Source organism: Haladaptatus sp. QDMS2, from assembly GCF_029338295.1.
Lineage (GTDB): Archaea > Halobacteriota > Halobacteria > Halobacteriales > Halococcaceae > QDMS2.
In genome coordinates, this window is sequence record NZ_CP119793.1 from 175,745 (window position 1) to 191,126 (window position 15,382).

14 protein-coding genes and 1 pseudogene are annotated in these 15,382 nt (G+C 53.5%); 8 read left to right on the forward strand and 7 right to left on the reverse strand.

The features are described 5' to 3' along the window. Nucleotides 1–235: 235 nt before the first annotated feature. Nucleotides 236–1,393 carry a hypothetical protein gene (locus tag P1M51_RS19490; RefSeq protein ID WP_276275227.1) on the reverse strand — a complete coding sequence of 386 codons (1,158 nt, stop codon included), beginning with the start codon at nucleotides 1,391–1,393 and terminating at the stop codon, nucleotides 236–238. Between the two features lie 123 nt (nucleotides 1,394–1,516). Between P1M51_RS19490 and P1M51_RS19495 the strand changes: the two genes are divergently transcribed. After that, on the forward strand, nucleotides 1,517–2,623 hold the full coding sequence (locus tag P1M51_RS19495) for an ABC transporter ATP-binding protein (protein WP_276275392.1): 1,107 nt from the start codon (nucleotides 1,517–1,519) through the stop codon (nucleotides 2,621–2,623). A gap of 45 nt (nucleotides 2,624–2,668) precedes the next feature. Beyond that, nucleotides 2,669–3,463 carry a creatininase family protein gene (locus P1M51_RS19500; RefSeq protein WP_276275228.1) on the forward strand — a complete coding sequence of 265 codons (795 nt, stop codon included), beginning with the start codon at nucleotides 2,669–2,671 and terminating at the stop codon, nucleotides 3,461–3,463. Between the two features lie 4 nt (nucleotides 3,464–3,467). Here the strand turns inward: P1M51_RS19500 and P1M51_RS19505 are convergent, their stop codons facing one another. From P1M51_RS19505 to P1M51_RS19525, 5 genes are all read right to left on the reverse strand, one after another. Then, nucleotides 3,468–3,845 carry a RidA family protein gene (locus P1M51_RS19505; protein WP_276275229.1) on the reverse strand — a complete coding sequence of 126 codons (378 nt, stop codon included), beginning with the start codon at nucleotides 3,843–3,845 and terminating at the stop codon, nucleotides 3,468–3,470. 60 nt (nucleotides 3,846–3,905) lie between these two features. Beyond that, the gene (locus tag P1M51_RS19510; RefSeq protein ID WP_276275230.1) at nucleotides 3,906–4,754 is read right to left on the reverse strand and encodes a carbohydrate ABC transporter permease; all 849 of its coding nucleotides are present in this window, start codon (nucleotides 4,752–4,754) and stop codon (nucleotides 3,906–3,908) included. Further along, nucleotides 4,751–5,692 carry a carbohydrate ABC transporter permease gene (locus P1M51_RS19515; RefSeq protein WP_276275231.1) on the reverse strand — a complete coding sequence of 314 codons (942 nt, stop codon included), beginning with the start codon at nucleotides 5,690–5,692 and terminating at the stop codon, nucleotides 4,751–4,753. The genes P1M51_RS19510 and P1M51_RS19515 overlap by 4 nt, the downstream gene beginning before the upstream one ends. A gap of 19 nt (nucleotides 5,693–5,711) precedes the next feature. Next, nucleotides 5,712–7,049: a sugar ABC transporter substrate-binding protein gene (locus P1M51_RS19520; RefSeq protein WP_276275232.1), complete on the reverse strand. Its 1,338-nt coding sequence runs from the start codon at nucleotides 7,047–7,049 to the stop codon at nucleotides 5,712–5,714. Between the two features lie 65 nt (nucleotides 7,050–7,114). After that, the gene (locus tag P1M51_RS19525; protein ID WP_276275233.1) at nucleotides 7,115–8,113 is read right to left on the reverse strand and encodes an LLM class flavin-dependent oxidoreductase; all 999 of its coding nucleotides are present in this window, start codon (nucleotides 8,111–8,113) and stop codon (nucleotides 7,115–7,117) included. Nucleotides 8,114–8,187: 74 nt separating this feature from the next. Between P1M51_RS19525 and P1M51_RS19530 the strand changes: the two genes are divergently transcribed. Continuing rightward, nucleotides 8,188–9,318 carry a mandelate racemase/muconate lactonizing enzyme family protein gene (locus P1M51_RS19530; protein WP_276275234.1) on the forward strand — a complete coding sequence of 377 codons (1,131 nt, stop codon included), beginning with the start codon at nucleotides 8,188–8,190 and terminating at the stop codon, nucleotides 9,316–9,318. Further along, the gene (locus P1M51_RS19535; protein ID WP_276275235.1) at nucleotides 9,315–10,139 is read left to right on the forward strand and encodes an SDR family NAD(P)-dependent oxidoreductase; all 825 of its coding nucleotides are present in this window, start codon (nucleotides 9,315–9,317) and stop codon (nucleotides 10,137–10,139) included. Before P1M51_RS19530 ends, P1M51_RS19535 begins: the two co-directional genes overlap by 4 nt. On the opposite strand, the gene P1M51_RS19540 is transcribed toward P1M51_RS19535, so the two are convergent. Further along, nucleotides 10,136–11,251 carry a mandelate racemase/muconate lactonizing enzyme family protein gene (locus P1M51_RS19540; RefSeq protein ID WP_276275393.1) on the reverse strand — a complete coding sequence of 372 codons (1,116 nt, stop codon included), beginning with the start codon at nucleotides 11,249–11,251 and terminating at the stop codon, nucleotides 10,136–10,138. The two genes, P1M51_RS19535 and P1M51_RS19540, sit on opposite strands and share 4 nt — an antisense overlap. 81 nt (nucleotides 11,252–11,332) lie before the next feature. Here P1M51_RS19540 and P1M51_RS20205 point away from each other — a divergent pair, with 81 nt between their 5' ends. From P1M51_RS20205 to P1M51_RS19555, 4 genes and pseudogenes are all read left to right on the forward strand, one after another. Further along, nucleotides 11,333–12,259: an acetamidase/formamidase family protein gene (locus tag P1M51_RS20205; protein ID WP_369685327.1), complete on the forward strand. Its 927-nt coding sequence runs from the start codon at nucleotides 11,333–11,335 to the stop codon at nucleotides 12,257–12,259. Nucleotides 12,260–12,314: 55 nt separating this feature from the next. Further along, nucleotides 12,315–12,563 (forward strand): annotated as a pseudogene (locus tag P1M51_RS19545) (PfkB family carbohydrate kinase); the annotation flags it as partial. A gap of 1,413 nt (nucleotides 12,564–13,976) precedes the next feature. Then, nucleotides 13,977–14,699, forward strand: a complete 723-nt coding sequence (locus P1M51_RS19550) for a DUF429 domain-containing protein (RefSeq protein WP_276275236.1) — start codon at nucleotides 13,977–13,979, stop codon at nucleotides 14,697–14,699. Next, entirely contained in the window at nucleotides 14,696–15,382 is a 687-nt protein-coding gene (locus P1M51_RS19555) for a hypothetical protein (protein ID WP_276275237.1), read from the forward strand. The genes P1M51_RS19550 and P1M51_RS19555 overlap by 4 nt, the downstream gene beginning before the upstream one ends.

Consider the following 15,382-nt stretch of genomic DNA (forward strand, 5'->3'; position numbering starts at 1 on the left):
TGATATATCCAAAATTCATTGGCCTCAACCTGCTGCTATGTTCGCTCCAATAGGCTCCCAATTATTCGAGTACCATGGTAAAAGAAATCATACGGACCGTTCGACACCCAATCACCCGAACTAAAAACTTGCAGTAGTGTGGTAAATGCAATCCGACAGTGCAGTCACTACAGAATAGTTCCAGAGAACCAAAACTGAATCCACGCTCGAGAAGTCAGTGAGACAGAAACTGAACCTACCGATAGGGACGAATCGCTTCGGTGACCCACTCGATGTTCTGTTCGGGAAGGAGGCCGTAATTGTAGAACGAAATCCGTGGCACTCCTTCCTCGATAAGTCCGGACACGATATTATCGAGAGTGGACGCATCATCGACGATTGGATATCCAGGGAGTACGCCCGCGTGTAATGGAATTTCAGGTGTAAGTTGGTCTGCTTCGCGTACACAGTTTACCGCATCTGCTCTCGTCGCTTCGTACGCTGCAACCGTATAGTAATCGACGAACTCGGAAAGTGCGTGGAGGTCCGCTCCTTGCATCCACGTTTGACCGACAGAAACTAACCCGACGTAGTACCCAAGGTTCGCACTTCCTGCAGCAGTTGCAATGTCCTCGTACAGTCGACTCAGAGTTTTGAACCGAACATCTGCGTACGCTGCGACGGTTGGGTGGCTCTTGAGCCACGCAGCCATGTCGGCGTCGTGCGGAACCGTGCCTCCGGTGATTCCATCGACAGTCTGTTGTGTGGTTGTCTTTGCCAGGTCGGAGTTGACTCCAGCAGATTCAGCATTCGCTTGACACTCCGAACAGAAGCACAAGCCAAAGAGGAACTCGCCGAGTGTCCCGAGTTCGGTGTGGAACTTGTCGTGGTGCCAGCCGAATCCAGAACCGTAGAAGTAGTCGAACATCTCCAGTTCGATTGCAGAGAAGATGTCCCGACCAGCTAGGTCTTCAACCACGTTTGTGAGGTATGCCTGCACCATTGGCTTCGAAGGACAGAGGCCAAACGCGAGAGAGTCACCGAACGCGTTTTCGATAGTCGCCTCGGGATGGTTCAACCCTAATCGAGAGTTGTGGACACCGACTGTCCACGAGTTCAATGCAATGTCGACGTCTCGAAGTTCGTCCGCAATGGTCTCGATCCAGTCGTTATCTCCCATCGTCTCATTCACGACCGGTTGGAGTGTCTCGTAGTGGTCCCCCGGTTGGAAGTATGAACTAGCCTGTGCGAAGAATGTTCGACGCTCGGGATTATGTGGTGTGAAGGCCTGTACAGAGTGGTAGTTCGTCGCGAGATTGAGTTCTGTGATCCCAGCATCTACCAGACGATCGGCGACAAACTGTGGATCTTCGTCGAGGATGTCCCACGGGTATGCCCAGAATGCAAATTCCATACTACTTCCTCTTGGGGCTAGCCCTTACTATTTATCTAGTAAAACTGCCAACTCGTCGCCCTTCTTTCGGAACCTGAGACAGAGTTAAGTGAGCGTAGAGAATGGGTAGTGATAGGATTTGTCATGGGAGAACTCGAACTCGAACACGTAACGAAAGTATACGGGGGTGACCCCCCGATTACGGCGGTCGAAGACATCAACATCGAGATTAAAGATGGGGAATTCCTCGTCATGGTTGGTCCTTCCGGATGTGGAAAGTCGACCACGCTTCGAATGATTGCAGGTCTCGAGGAGGTTACTGACGGCAATATTAAGATCAACGACGAGATCGTCAACGAGCAGCAGCCGCAAAAACGGGACATAGCGATGGTGTTCCAAAATTATGCACTCTATCCGCACATGACTGTCCGTGAAAATATGGAGTTCGGGCTTCGACTGTCTCACGACCTCTCTGACGGGGAGATAACCGACACTGTCGAAGAGACAGCGAAAACCCTCGAGATTGCGGAATTACTCGACAAACTCCCGAAACAACTCTCCGGGGGCCAACAACAGCGCGTCGCCCTCGGCCGTGCGATCGTTCGTGACCCGGCGGTGTTCCTTATGGACGAACCGTTGTCGAACCTCGATGCGAAACTTCGTACACAGATGCGGACGGAACTCCAGCGACTTCAATCAGATCTCGGAACAACCACCGTCTACGTCACGCACGACCAGACGGAAGCGATGACTATGGGTGACAGAATTGCGATTCTCGACGATGGCGAACTCCAACAAATCGCTCCTCCAGAAGAGTGTTACGACAACCCGAATAACCGGTTTGTCGCCGGATTCATTGGGAGTCCGTCAATGAATTTCTTCGAAGTCTCGGTTACCAACAATTCAAGCGGAATCTCAGTAGATGGTCCCGGTTTCAGCGTGGGGCTCGACGGTATCAACCTCGATTCGGGGGAGTATACTATCGGAGTCCGACCAGAAGACTTCAGTGTTGTCGAAACAGGTGGAATCGAAGCCACAGTCGACGTCGTCGAGCCGATGGGGTCGGACAACTTCCTCTACCTCAATACACCTACTGAGTCCGAGTTCACTGCGCGTGTCGACAGCGAGTTCCGGCCAGAGGAGGGAGACACTGTGCGAATTGGATTCTCTTCGTCGGAAGTTCATTTCTTCGACGACACTGGGGACCGGGTCAACTCCGATGTGGAGACACAAGTAAATACAGCAGCGTGAGACGCGGGTAACGATTATCGAACTATCTATAGACTTAAAATAACAATGTACGAACATATAGGGTCCTCGAGTGTGGATTGGGCTGGAAAGTCGTATCAGGAAATCAAAAACATCGGCCAACAGGATGGATCAGTGCTTATCATTCCCGTGGGGAGTATCGAACAACATGGACACCACCTCCCAGTTTCTACGGATACCATCCTCGTCGACGCAGTCGCCCATCTTGGAGCGACTCGCGTCGAAAAAGACGTTCCCATCATGGTCACTCCAACGATTTGGACCGGATACTCTCCACACCACATGTCCTTCGGAGGAACCTTCACGCTCGAACACCGAACGCTCCTCTCAGTATTAGAAGAGAGTGCGTCATCAGCGCTCGAAAACGGGTTCGACGCTATTCTCTTCCTGAACGGGCACGGGGGGAACATCTCACTCATCGGATCCGCGGTCAGTACAGTTGGGACGGAGCATCCAAATTCGCAGGTTCTCGGACTTACCTACTTCCAACTCGCGGCATCTTTCATCGACGAAATTCGTGACAGCGAACTCGGTGGGATGTCTCATGGTGGAGAATTCGAGACGTCTCTCATGATGCATCTTCGGCCGGATCTCGTCTCCGAAGGGGATGCCAAGTACTTTCACGAACCGTACGAACACGGCGGGAAAGATCTTGTTCAGGGCGGCCCGCTCTCGGTGTACCGTGGATTTGACGAGTACTCACACACAGGTGCAATTGGCGCACCGGAGCTCGCAAGCACAGAGAAAGGAGAAGCGATTTTCGAGTTGTTAGGGGACGAGATGGAATCCATCCTCACTCAAATCCACGAACTGAACCGATAGACTCCTACGGCGTCCGAGCAATGACTTCGATTTCTACACCGATATCGATTGGGAGGTCTGCAACCTCTACAGCACTTCGTGCTGGGTACGGTGCGCTCATGTACTCTCCATACACTTCGTTTACAGCGTCGTAGTTAGCCATATCTTGAACGAACACAGTCGCCTTCACAACGTCGTCGAGCGATGCCCCTGCCGCTTCGAGGACTGCAGCGACGTTCTCCAGTGTCCGCTCAGTCTGTTCCAAAATCGTCGCGCCAACGATATCGCCAGTCGACGGATCTACTGGCCCCTGTCCGGAGACGTAGATACGATCGCCATCGATGATTCCCTGTGAGTACGGACCGATACTGGCTGGTGCATTGTCTGTCTGTATCTCTTGCATTACAATACCAGTTTTACAGTACTGTGCAAAAAAACTGCGGACGAAACGGAGTGGAGAAACTTAGTCCTTGACGGCACCGCTCGTCATTCCGGCGACGATGTACTCTTCGAGGAACGCGAAGAGGAGGAGGAGCGGAATGACCCCAATGACCGCGACTGTGAGCATCATGCGCCAGTCGACACTCAAGACGCCGACCATCGAGAAGATACCTCGCGGCACGTTGTACTTCCCACTCGACGTAAGGAACGTCAGCACGAACAGCAGACGGTTCCAGGCGTAGAGGAACGTGTACGTGATGCTCGCGACGAGAGCAGGCTTCGTCAGTGGGAGCACTATCTTTCGGAGAATCAAGAATTGACTCGCACCATCGATGCGTGCCGCTTCTTCAAGTTCGACCGGAATCGTCTTGAAATATCCATACAACATCCAGATGTTGAACGGCAAGGTAAACGCGGCACTCGGTATGATGACCGACAGATACGAGTCCATCAGGTCCAAGGTGACAATGATGTCGAACAGGCCGACGATGAGGATGACCGGTGCGAACATCTGGACCACAAGGACTGCCAGCAGGAACGTTCGCTTCCCGACGAAGTCTTTCCGTGCACAGACGTAGGCAGCAGGAATCGCTAGCGAGAGCGTCAATAAAACGGTACTGATGGAGATAATGAACGAATTCATAACCCACGTAATGACTTCTGTTTCCCCCCATACCTGGAAGTACGCAGAGGGGTTCAGGTTCTGCGGGATGACCTGTGCAGGTGAATTGAATATCTCACCGGCTGGCTTGAGGGTCGTCGAAATCATCGTATAGAACGGGAACATCATTATCCCGAGAATGATAATGAGGACCCCGTAAATTCGTACCTGTTGGAGTGACGAACGCGATTCAGAGAGCTTGATGCTCATATCTCCTCACCTCCCTGCATGTAGATACGGAGATACAGGATGGCGAACACGAGGAGGATGGCGAAGCCAATAGAGCTGTAGGCGGCGGCCATTCCAAGGTTCCCGTTCTCGAACCCAGTCTTGTAGATCCAGATAACGAGGGTTGCCGTCGAGTCGAGAGGGCCACCTCGGGTCATCGTCCAGATAACGTCGAACCCGACGAAGGTCCAGATAGTCGATAGGAGAGTGGCGATGAGAATCACCGGCTTGAGCTGCGGGATAGTGATGTATCGGAACTGCACCCACCGATACGCACCGTCAACTGCCGCTGCCTCGTAGAGTTCTTCCGGGATAGACTGAAGCCCTGCAAGGAAGATAATCGCCATAAACGGCGTTCCAATCCAGATGTCTGCGGCTATCGCACCAAGCCACGCGATACTGGGGTCACCCAGGAGGCCAATTTGCTGATCGATGAGACCGAGTTTCAGTAGGATTGCGTTCAGGTACCCGTACTGAGGTTGCTCGATCCACCGGAAAATCACAGCAGAGATTGCGTACGGTATCCCCCACGGGATGAGGAACGCCGTCCGGAAGAACTTCCGACCTTTGATGTCCTGGTTGAGGTGAACGGCGATAAGTAACCCTAGCAGTGTTTTTATCGTCACCGCGAGCGCAACCCACCGGAACGTCTGCCAGAGCAACTGGTAGAAGAACGGATCGGAAAATATCTCATTGAAGTTTTGGAGGCCGACGAACACCTCGACAGTCGACGTTCGGGGTGATTCGTAGAACGCAAGTCTGAGCGTCTCGAGGATGGGATAGAGAACAACAGCTGCGAGGAACACAATCGATGGCGTAATGAGTGCGTACTCAGTCCAGTGGTCCTGCAGGTACGACACGGCCCGCTCGACGGTTCCTTGCGATTCACTGTCGTCCTGTGCATACTCAAATGAAGACATAATCAATGGCAGAGACCAGTTAGGCCTCGATCATTTCCTCAAGGTCGGCTTGTGCCTCGTTGAGGGCCTTCTCTGCCGACTTCCGTCCAGAGACAGCTTCTTGGACTGCCTTCACGAGACGGTTCGTTACCTCGCTCAAGTTCGCCAGCTTTGGCCGTGACCGGGCGTACTGTGACGCTTCGATGAAGGGTGACCACAATGGGTCCTCAGCGAAGTAGTCTCGGTTACCGACCTCTTCCAGCACAGGCATGAAGCCTTTCTTCTTCGAGTACTCGAACCGGCGGTCCGTGTCGAAGTAGAAATTGAGGAGGTCCTTGACTGCGTCTTTGTTTTCGGCCGACGAGTACATAACCATACTATCCGTCGTCGCAAGACTGTATCGTCCATCGGGTCCTTCTGGCATTTGGACGATGCCGTAGTTGGTCCCTGTCTTGTTCTCTTCGATGTTGATACCCACGTAGACGTGACCGATGTGCATCGCAACGTCACCCTGCTCGAACAGTTTCCGCACGTCGTGTCGGGTCGACGAGAGTGGAGACGATTGGGTTACCTTGTGCTCCGTGACAAGGCTACTGTAGAACTCAAGCCCTTTCACGCCCGCGTCGGAGTTGACGGCCGGTTTGCCGTCATCGTTGATGATGTCCGCACCGTGGCTCCAGTGATATGGCAGCCACTGTGAAACGGTCGTGAGTCGGTCTGCAGCGGGAAGGCCGTATGCAGGCGTATCGGTGTTCTCTGTGACTTTCTGTGCTGCAGCGAGAACGTCGTCCCACGTGTCAAGTTTCGGGTTCTCCGGGTCGAGGCCTGCTTCCTCGAAAACGTCTTTGTTGTAGTAGAACGCCTTGTTCGAATAGGCCCATGGGACGCCGTAGTAACTGCCGTCTATTTTGGTCGTGTTTGCGACTTTCGGGTAGAACTTGTCTAGGAACTCCCCTTGCATGAGGTCGTCGAGTGGGTCGATGGCCTCGAGGTTCTGGAACTGTGGAATCCACCGGGATGGAAGCCGACTCACGTCTGGGGCTTTGCCACCCTTCACTCGAGTGACTAGCGTCGATTGGGCGTTATCCCACGTGACGCTGGTGAAATCAAGTTTGTATCCGTTCTCTTCTTCGAATTTCGCGTTGTTCTCTTCGAAGAATCCCTTGATATTGTCCCCGACACCCATCGTGAGGAACTGGACGGTTTTTCCACTTGAGCCGCCTCCCGAATCGTCACCGCCACCGGAGTCACCGTCTCCGCCACCACCTCCAGTACACCCTGCAACAGCGATCATACCCCCTGCGCCCCCGAGCGCACGCATCAGGGTGCGTCGAGTGACATCTCCGCTACTCTCGTCAATGTTGCTAGCTTGCTCCATCGACAAAACCATACTCCTTATCAGATATATAGGTTTGGGAGGGCATCACATAGCACTCGAAGATGTCACTCAAAATGAGGAATTACGTCGGATTCAAACACGTCGATCGTCTCGTATGGATCTCCACAGTTCGATCCAACGAGGACGCGAGTGACGCCCGCATTTGAAAACTCCTCTAACTTCTCGATAATTTCTACGGTGTCGTCGGTAATCGTATTCAGTTCCCTAATCTCTCGGTCACTCATATCACTCAGTTCTCTATTTGCCACCGCTTGGACGCTCCGTGGGTCGGGGTTGGATAACTCAGCGTGGTCGGGGATGTACTCACCACGCTCTCGAATCTCCCGAACGAGTTTGACGGGGTCGCCGTAGTTCACCGAAACCTCGGTGGTCACGTCGACATCTTTTAAGGAACGCCCAGTTTCGGCCAGCCCGGCCGATAGGTTCGGGAGTATTTGGTCCTCGATGAGTGAGGCAGATGCCGCCGTAATAAGGTGGTCAGCATACTTCCCCGCTGCACGGGACGACTGTGGGCCCCAAGCGGCCCAGTGGATGTCGATGTCTGAACGGGGGGGCGTGTGGATTTTGATATCCTCGTACTCGTAGTACTTGCCCTCGTGGGTAATGTAATCGTCTTCGGTCCAGAGACGCCGCATCAACTGAATCGTCTCGATGAGCATTCCAACACGTGTCCCCCACTCCGGCCACTCACCATCGACGAATGCAGCTTCGTTCAGCGCTTCACCGGTCCCGACGCCGAGTTCCAGACGGTCGGGGAACATATTGTCCAAGGTCGCGAGTGCTTGTGCAAGCACGGGTGGGCGGTACCGCATCGTAGGACACGTCACAGAGGTTCCCACCGGAACATCCGGAATCTCGCTCATCAAAGTCCCGAACCACGGAAGGATGTGGTGGGTGTATGGCCGAGAATCGAGCCACGGTTGAAAGTGGTCACCGATCCAGATACCCTCAAATCCCGCATCTACAGCAGCCTTCGCCAACTCGATATCCTCGTTTGGTGGTCGAAAACAGCCGTAGACGTTGTAGTGTATCTCCAACGTCATCACCCGATCAACGGGAGTTTCTCACATAAAATGCAGGGGCAGGGTTTATGTTGACACATTGCACATCAAACCTCATGGAGGTAGCTAGCGTTGACGTCACTACTGTCGAAGTTGAACGAAAGTTCGGGTTCGGAACGAGCACTTGCACCCTTATTGAACTTACAACGGATACCGGTGAGTCAGGGGTCGGTGAGATACCAGACATTGAGGACCCCGAAGCAGCCCCATCTGACACCGAGATAGAAGCCGAAATTGAGTCGTTTCTTTCCGGGCGTGATCCACGCCAAATTCAATTGCTCACAGATGAAATGTACGACGCCGTCTCGTTCGGAAAGTTCGAGTTCCACTCGTTCCAGCAACTCGCCTTAGGTGCCATCGATACCGCTCTCTATGACCTCGTGGGAACTCATCTCAATACACCAGTTCACCAATTGCTGGGTGGTCGGTCCCACGATGTACCCATTACCTGGGTTGTGTTCACGAGAGGTGGAGAAGACGAACTTACCGAACTGCGTGCAGAAGTTCAGGAGAAGGTCGAAGAAGGATTCACAGCGTTCAAACTCAAAGTCGGGGAACGTGAACCATCGGTAGACCTCGCACGCATCGAGGCTGTACGAGACATCGCAGGCGACGACGCGACAGTCCTCCTCGACGCACAAGGACTGTGGAGTAAGTCGGAGGCAATTTCGACGATTCGCAAGTTTGAACAAGCAGGCATCGATGGTGTCGAGACGCCCGTCGGCCACCCGGACAAACAAGCCGATGCACCGGGATATTACTACGACATTCCACTGTTCCCCGACGATATTGCTGAGGTTCGTGCTGCCGTCGACACGGCACTCATCGAGCACGTACTCGACCCGGCGTTTGGACTCGAACTGATCCAAGCAGACGCTGTCGACGTGTTCACTGTGGAAGTGTGTTCAGGTGGCATCACACGTGCAAAACGAATCCTCGACATCGCTGCATCGGCCGGTGTCGACGCACGTCTCGGGAGTACCGTCGAACTTGGCCCGGGAAGTGCAGCGGCGACGGCACTCGCGACTGCGTCGACGGCAGTGACGTATCCATGTGACCTTATCGGTCCAGCACTTTACAAAGGAGCAGTTCTCTCGAATCGCATCGAATATCAAGACGGGTGTCTCTCAGCACGTGACGCACCCGGATTTGGAATCGACGTCAATTGGGAACTTCTCTCTCCATGAGAGAAAAGCTACTCGCCGACGACGTCGCGATTGTCACTGGTGCAGGTCAGGGAATCGGCCGTGCGATTGCAGAACGGTTTGCCGGTGAAGGTGCGTCTGTGGTCGTCTCAGATATAAACTCCAAAACGGGGGCTGAGACTGTCGACCGAATCCACGCCGACGGCGGTAAGGCGACGTTCGTTCGAACAGACGTTAGCAACCACGAGGACGTCAAAAACCTCATAGATATCGTCGTCGACGACTACGGGGGCCTTGACATCCTCGTCAACAACGCAGGTGGAAGCATAGACGACGATAATCTTCATCGAATCGACGAGGAGACCTTCGAGAAGAATGTGAACGTGAATCTCAAGGGAACGTTCTTCTGCTCGAAAGAAGCACTTCCGGTCATAGTCGCAGATGGTGGCGGGCGCATGGTCCACATGTCGAGCGTCAACGCACTCACGGGAATCGGATTGACCGCGTATTCGGCGGCGAAAGGTGGAATCCTTTCCTTGTCTCGCAATATCGCCACTCAGTACGGTCGACACGGGATTCGGTCAAATGCACTTTGTCCGGGAACCATCGAAACAGAGAGTCGGCGCAAGGAAATGGCCGAGACTGGCGACACAACTGCACACGTTGAATGGTTAGAAGAATATGCCCTCGGTCGATTCGGCCGACCAGCAGACGTTGCCAACGCAGCACTCTACCTTGGATCGGACCTCTCATCGTTTGTCACCGGGACCGAACTCGTCGTTGATGGTGGACTTACGTCGGGTCTCAACCACCGACTCGAACAAGAAGTCTACGACGTAGACGAGGTTCCGACCCGTGATTAGAGACTGATTCGGTACTGTTCGACCTTGTCTTCGTCGACGACCACTCCCAGACCGGGGTCGTCAGGGACCTGAATTTCACCCTCATCGATAGTGAATGGAGTTTCGATGATGTCGTCTTCCCACGCGTAGTATACCGTGTCCGGTGGGAGGTTGATTTCTGGGGTCGATGAAACCGCATGGAGAACTGCAGCAGTCTTCACGCCGAGGTCAAACGCATTGTGGTGCGACAGGGAGATACCTAGGTCACCTGCGGTGCCAGCGAGTCGTTTCATCCCGAGAATTCCGCCGGATGGGATGATGTCGACGACGCCTACGTCGATTGCATCCTCTTTTCCAAGTTCGAGGAGGTTCCGCTGGAAGTACATATCCTCATTCGCACAGATGGGAGTTCGAAGACGGTTTCTGAGCCGTTTGAACGTCCCGAAGCTGTCAATTCGAATTGGTTGCTCCATGTACTGGAGGTAGATGCCCTTGTCTTCGAGCATCGCACCGACTCGAACGGCATTTTCAAACGTCCACCCTTGATTGGGGTCGAGGCGGAACTCAAGGTCGCCGTCGGCCTCGTCGTGCATTGCTTCGATACGCGCCACGTCCTGTTTCCAGTCACGACCAGCCTTCGTTTTCAATACAGAATACCCTCTGTCGAGTGCTCGTTGGGCGTGCTCCCGAGATTCAGAGGGACTGAGGATACCAACACAGTACGCGAACTCAACCACATCGTCACATTTCCCCCCAATGAGCTCGTGGACGGGCGCTTCACGATACTTCCCCAGGGCATCCCACATCGCCATTTCGACGCCCCCAATGAACGTGTTGATGTCCATGTACTCGAAGAAGAAGCTGTCAGTGAAGTCTTCTATCTCCCACACCTTCCGTCCTTTCACATGGGGTGCGATGTCGTTCTCCAGAATCGTCTTCGTCGCCTCAGGTGAGAGCGTGTTCCGCATTTCTCCCCAACCTGTGATTCCGCCCGACGTCTCGAGACGGATCAACATCCGTCCCATCGTCTCAACTGCGCCGTGATTCGTTACGTAGGGTGCAAGTCCCTCTGGTTCGTCTTTTGATTTTACACCCATCTCAATCGGAATCGCCTCTAGCTGTGTAACTTCCATCTTGTATTTCACCGTGTGGGGGACTATCATAAAACCCTACGCTGACAGAAGTTCTATGACTCTTCATCGAAATACCGTACTATGCATCGGATTACTCGAGAGCAACAAGCATCAGTTGGGTTTCGCTACGCGTTTACTGACGACGATGACCCGCTTATCGAAATTCAGCCCGGAGAGACTGTCGTTGTTGAGTCTGAGGACTCATACCATGGACAAGTCTTGAGAGAAGGGAGACGTAATCGGAGTACTGAGCCACGGTCAAATCCGCTCTCGGGTCCGATATACGTCGATGGAGCAACACCCGGGGATACTCTCGCAGTCCACATCGAATCTATCGAACCGCTCGACGGGCGTGCGTCGACATACGTTCCGAGTTGGTGGTGGTTTCTCGGTGGCGTTCCACTCCGTGAAGCGATGGACGAATTCCTCGAGAGTACCCATCCGGATGCTGGCGTCTCGTTCAGTATCGAAAATGGAACGGTGTCGGGTGGGGGGTTAGAAATGGAATACGACCCGATGCTCGGGACGATCGGAACTGCACCACGCGGCCCACCTGCACCGAACGGTCCTGCGGGACCGCATGGCGGAAATATGGATCTGCCGTGTATCAAACCTGGTTGTACGGTGTATCTCCCGGTGTCTGTCACTGGTGCAAATCTGTCCCTCGGTGATGCACATGCTGCTCAAGGCGAAGGAGAGATTACAGGTGTTGCAGCTGAGATGGCTGCTCGGACGAAACTGCAGATTGACGTTATCTCGGGTGGGAATCTTGCTGCACCCCGCGTGGAAACGGACGACGCGTTGTTCGCTGTCGCTCCTCGAAACCACTTCGCTTCATTCGAGGAGACGATTAGGCTGGCATACGTCCTTCTCGTCAACTGGCTCTGCGAACGTGGTGACGAAAAGTGGGATGCGATGCGTCGGTGCGCCCTCAGTGGAAGATTAGTCGTCGGGAACACGAACTGTGTCGCAGCAGGATTAGATAAGTCACGTCTCCCGTACCGTTAGGAACCTTTTTCCCAACGAGTCGTGATAGCAAGCCACATGAGCTACGAGTCGCTGAAAGCGAGCCTTCGAGAGGGAGACATTCGACCCAATCGGAACTGGGGACGCGTTCGTCGGTGAGCATCTCGCAGCTCGGATTACCGGAGACGGTCAGTTTGAGGCACTCGAACAAGGAACCGCAGCTGCTGCGCTCAAGCGTACTCATGAAGGTGACCTTGCCGTAATCACACAAGATGAAGTTGACTGGGTTCGAGAGTGCGTGAGATACGAAGTAGTTTTGAAGAATTATCAAAAGATAATTTATTAGCTATTATTTGTCATGAGTGCGTTGATGATACTCCCAATAAACCACATCTTCCGAAGTTGTTGGCTCGCCTGGATAAGAATACCCATATAGTGTTTTTCACACATATTACTTCCTACATTTAGTGGTATTGTTTGCTAATTTACGGTGCGTATCTCCCATTTCCCCATGGCAGATACATCAAATATTATCCTTGTAGAACGATGGCGTTCTCAAGTCCAGAATGGCCCTTCTCTCCGGAGAATCAGTCTTTGACATACTCCCACGACTGAACTCAAGGGAGTCCAATCACAGACTTGGTTTCCACGACGACGTTCCCACCTCACCGATGGGTCGGTTGAGGGCCGAGTCAGTACGACCCCCGACCGAGATAGCGGACATCAAATATGGTCTCGATGAGGGCATATCCCTCCCTCAGACTGGGTTGCACAACCAAACGCAAGGCAATGGTTGTTCCGGGAAATGTCCGATTTTCACGACTCAAGCCGTGGGTTTTTTCTCCTCGATTCTATGTAACCCGACTATTCATCTTGTACGGACTCGCTCAACCGATATTGATGTAAAAATTCTATTGTTTCATGCTTCCTCTCAAAATTAAATCTCTTTCGAGGTGCTTTACTGGAACTATCGGAGAGAGGGTGTTCCGTCGTTCTCCTCAATCGATCCCCTCCGCTAGCTACTGATTCGTGTTCTGACCGAGTATACTGGAAACGCTGGGGTCTAGGTAGTAACTAATGGAGCCTTTACTGGAAATGCTGGAACCTCGTGGTCTCATCCTCTCGAATTGACCTCTTCCAGGACCTAAAGTCACGGGAATCCAACCATGGGGTTTCAGGCCGAGCGCAGCCCTAAGTTTTCAAGACACATTTGTTCCAAGCGTCTCTTGCTGGGTATCATCGGCTTGACTGTCTTGTGAGACGGTCAAACGCCCCCCTTCCTCAGCCAAGTAATCGCCATTCGCAAGATGACCGAAGAACAATACGACAGTGAACGCAGCCTCCAGGAAAGTCTGACAGACTTTCCACGGTTACTGGCTGGCGACCAGATGACTGAGGGAAACGCTCGTCGGTGAGAGTTAGTCGCGAGATGGCTCCGAGTCGGAGGACAAATGAAACTCCGGAAATTCAACAAATAGTCCCAAATACGTGAGACTTCGATCCCTTCGTCGGAACACTCATTCCATGTCTATCCATCTTTGAGGAAGGATGTCGAGCGAAAAAGAAGGAGCCGATACAGCGGAGGTAGGAGCAACGCTACAGAAACTCACAAAAGCGTTCGAGGAGATGGGATCTGAGGTAAGAGTCCCCTCAATTTTCAGAATTCGAACTCGTGAGCGGCGTCTCACGCGCTTTTACGCGAGGATCAACGCTCTCCATAATACCAGCGAGTCTTCCATCGGTGTACTCGCCGAGGACTATGCCAAGAGCTGAGAGCGCGGTCGGTGTCGATGCCTGCCCATATGGGTGGTTCGCGACTGTCCTTACCGGGGGCAGCATCGAAACGGAGCTTTACGAGGACTTCTCCGCTGTTCATTCAGATTACCAAGAGGCTCGAGTGTTGGTGGATATTCCAGTCGGGCTCCCCACGGGAGGCAGGCGCCGCTGCGACATCCAGGCGCGTGACCTCCTCGGCTGCCGTGGGAACTCCGTGTTCTTTCCGCCGTGCGAATCTGCAGCCTCCCTTGCGAATTACGACGAGGCGAACGCGAAGCATCAAGAGGTTATGGAGCACGGTCTCTCCCAGCAAGCCCACGCTATACGTGAAAAAATCAACGAGGTAGGAGCGGTCGTGGGCGAGACCTACGACGGACCAATTTACGAGAGTCATCCAGAGCTCTGTTTCTTCGCGCTCAACGGGCAGCCGATTGCCTACTCGAAGTCTTCGGAGCGAGGCCTCGCGTTCCGTCGGCACCTCCTCGAACAGAAGTACCCTGGTATGAAAGACGAGTACGAGCAGGTACTTGACGACACTCTCCGGAAGGATGTTAGGCGAGACGACATTCTCGATTCGATGGCTCTCGCACTCGCCGCACAGAGTGAGGAGTTACAGAGCGTCCCAGAAGATCCAGAGCCGGAAGTCCCGCGTATCTACTACCCGACCACACCCGCGCTTACAGATAGCCCGTGGAGTAAACCATGACGGTTCAGGAGGCAATCAATCAACTGGACGCTGAGTTTCAAGAGATTCCTCTGGGGTTCACAGTCGAGACCGCGCTTCAAGCCCGGCTCCTTGAACTCCTACGGGCCAAGGTGGGAACGACGATTCAGGTACGCGGTGGCTACAACACGGCCGATGCGACCGGGTACAAGCGAAAGTATCTTGATCGAATCGCAAAGCCACAGTCCATCAGTAGTGTCCAATCGGAGGTGAACTTCGGAATGTCCGGCGACGGGAATCGGAGCCTCGATATTGCAATTCTAGAGCCGTGTCACGAGTCGGAATATGACGACCTCGACTATCTGCCAGAGGTAGAGGGTCCGAGGGTTACAGTTCGCCTCGTCAACGGAAGCAAGTACTTCTCTGCTGCATCGATCAAACACGCGATCGAGCTCAAGTACATCAAGAACGTAGACGTCGCCGGTGCAAGGTTCGAATGTGACAACATCGACGAGTGGTCGCATTTCTCAGCGGATTTAACCAAACTCGGCGACCTTCCGGGTGCTGAATCACGACACCTCATCGTCGTCTCGAATAAGAATCCATTCCAGCAAGGAGAGGCCGACAGTCGGAGCACGGCGAAGGCTCGGCGTCGCTACGAGCGAGTCGAAATGGCGTGTGCAAAGCGGGGCGTCGAACTCACCGACATCCATCCACGGGACTAA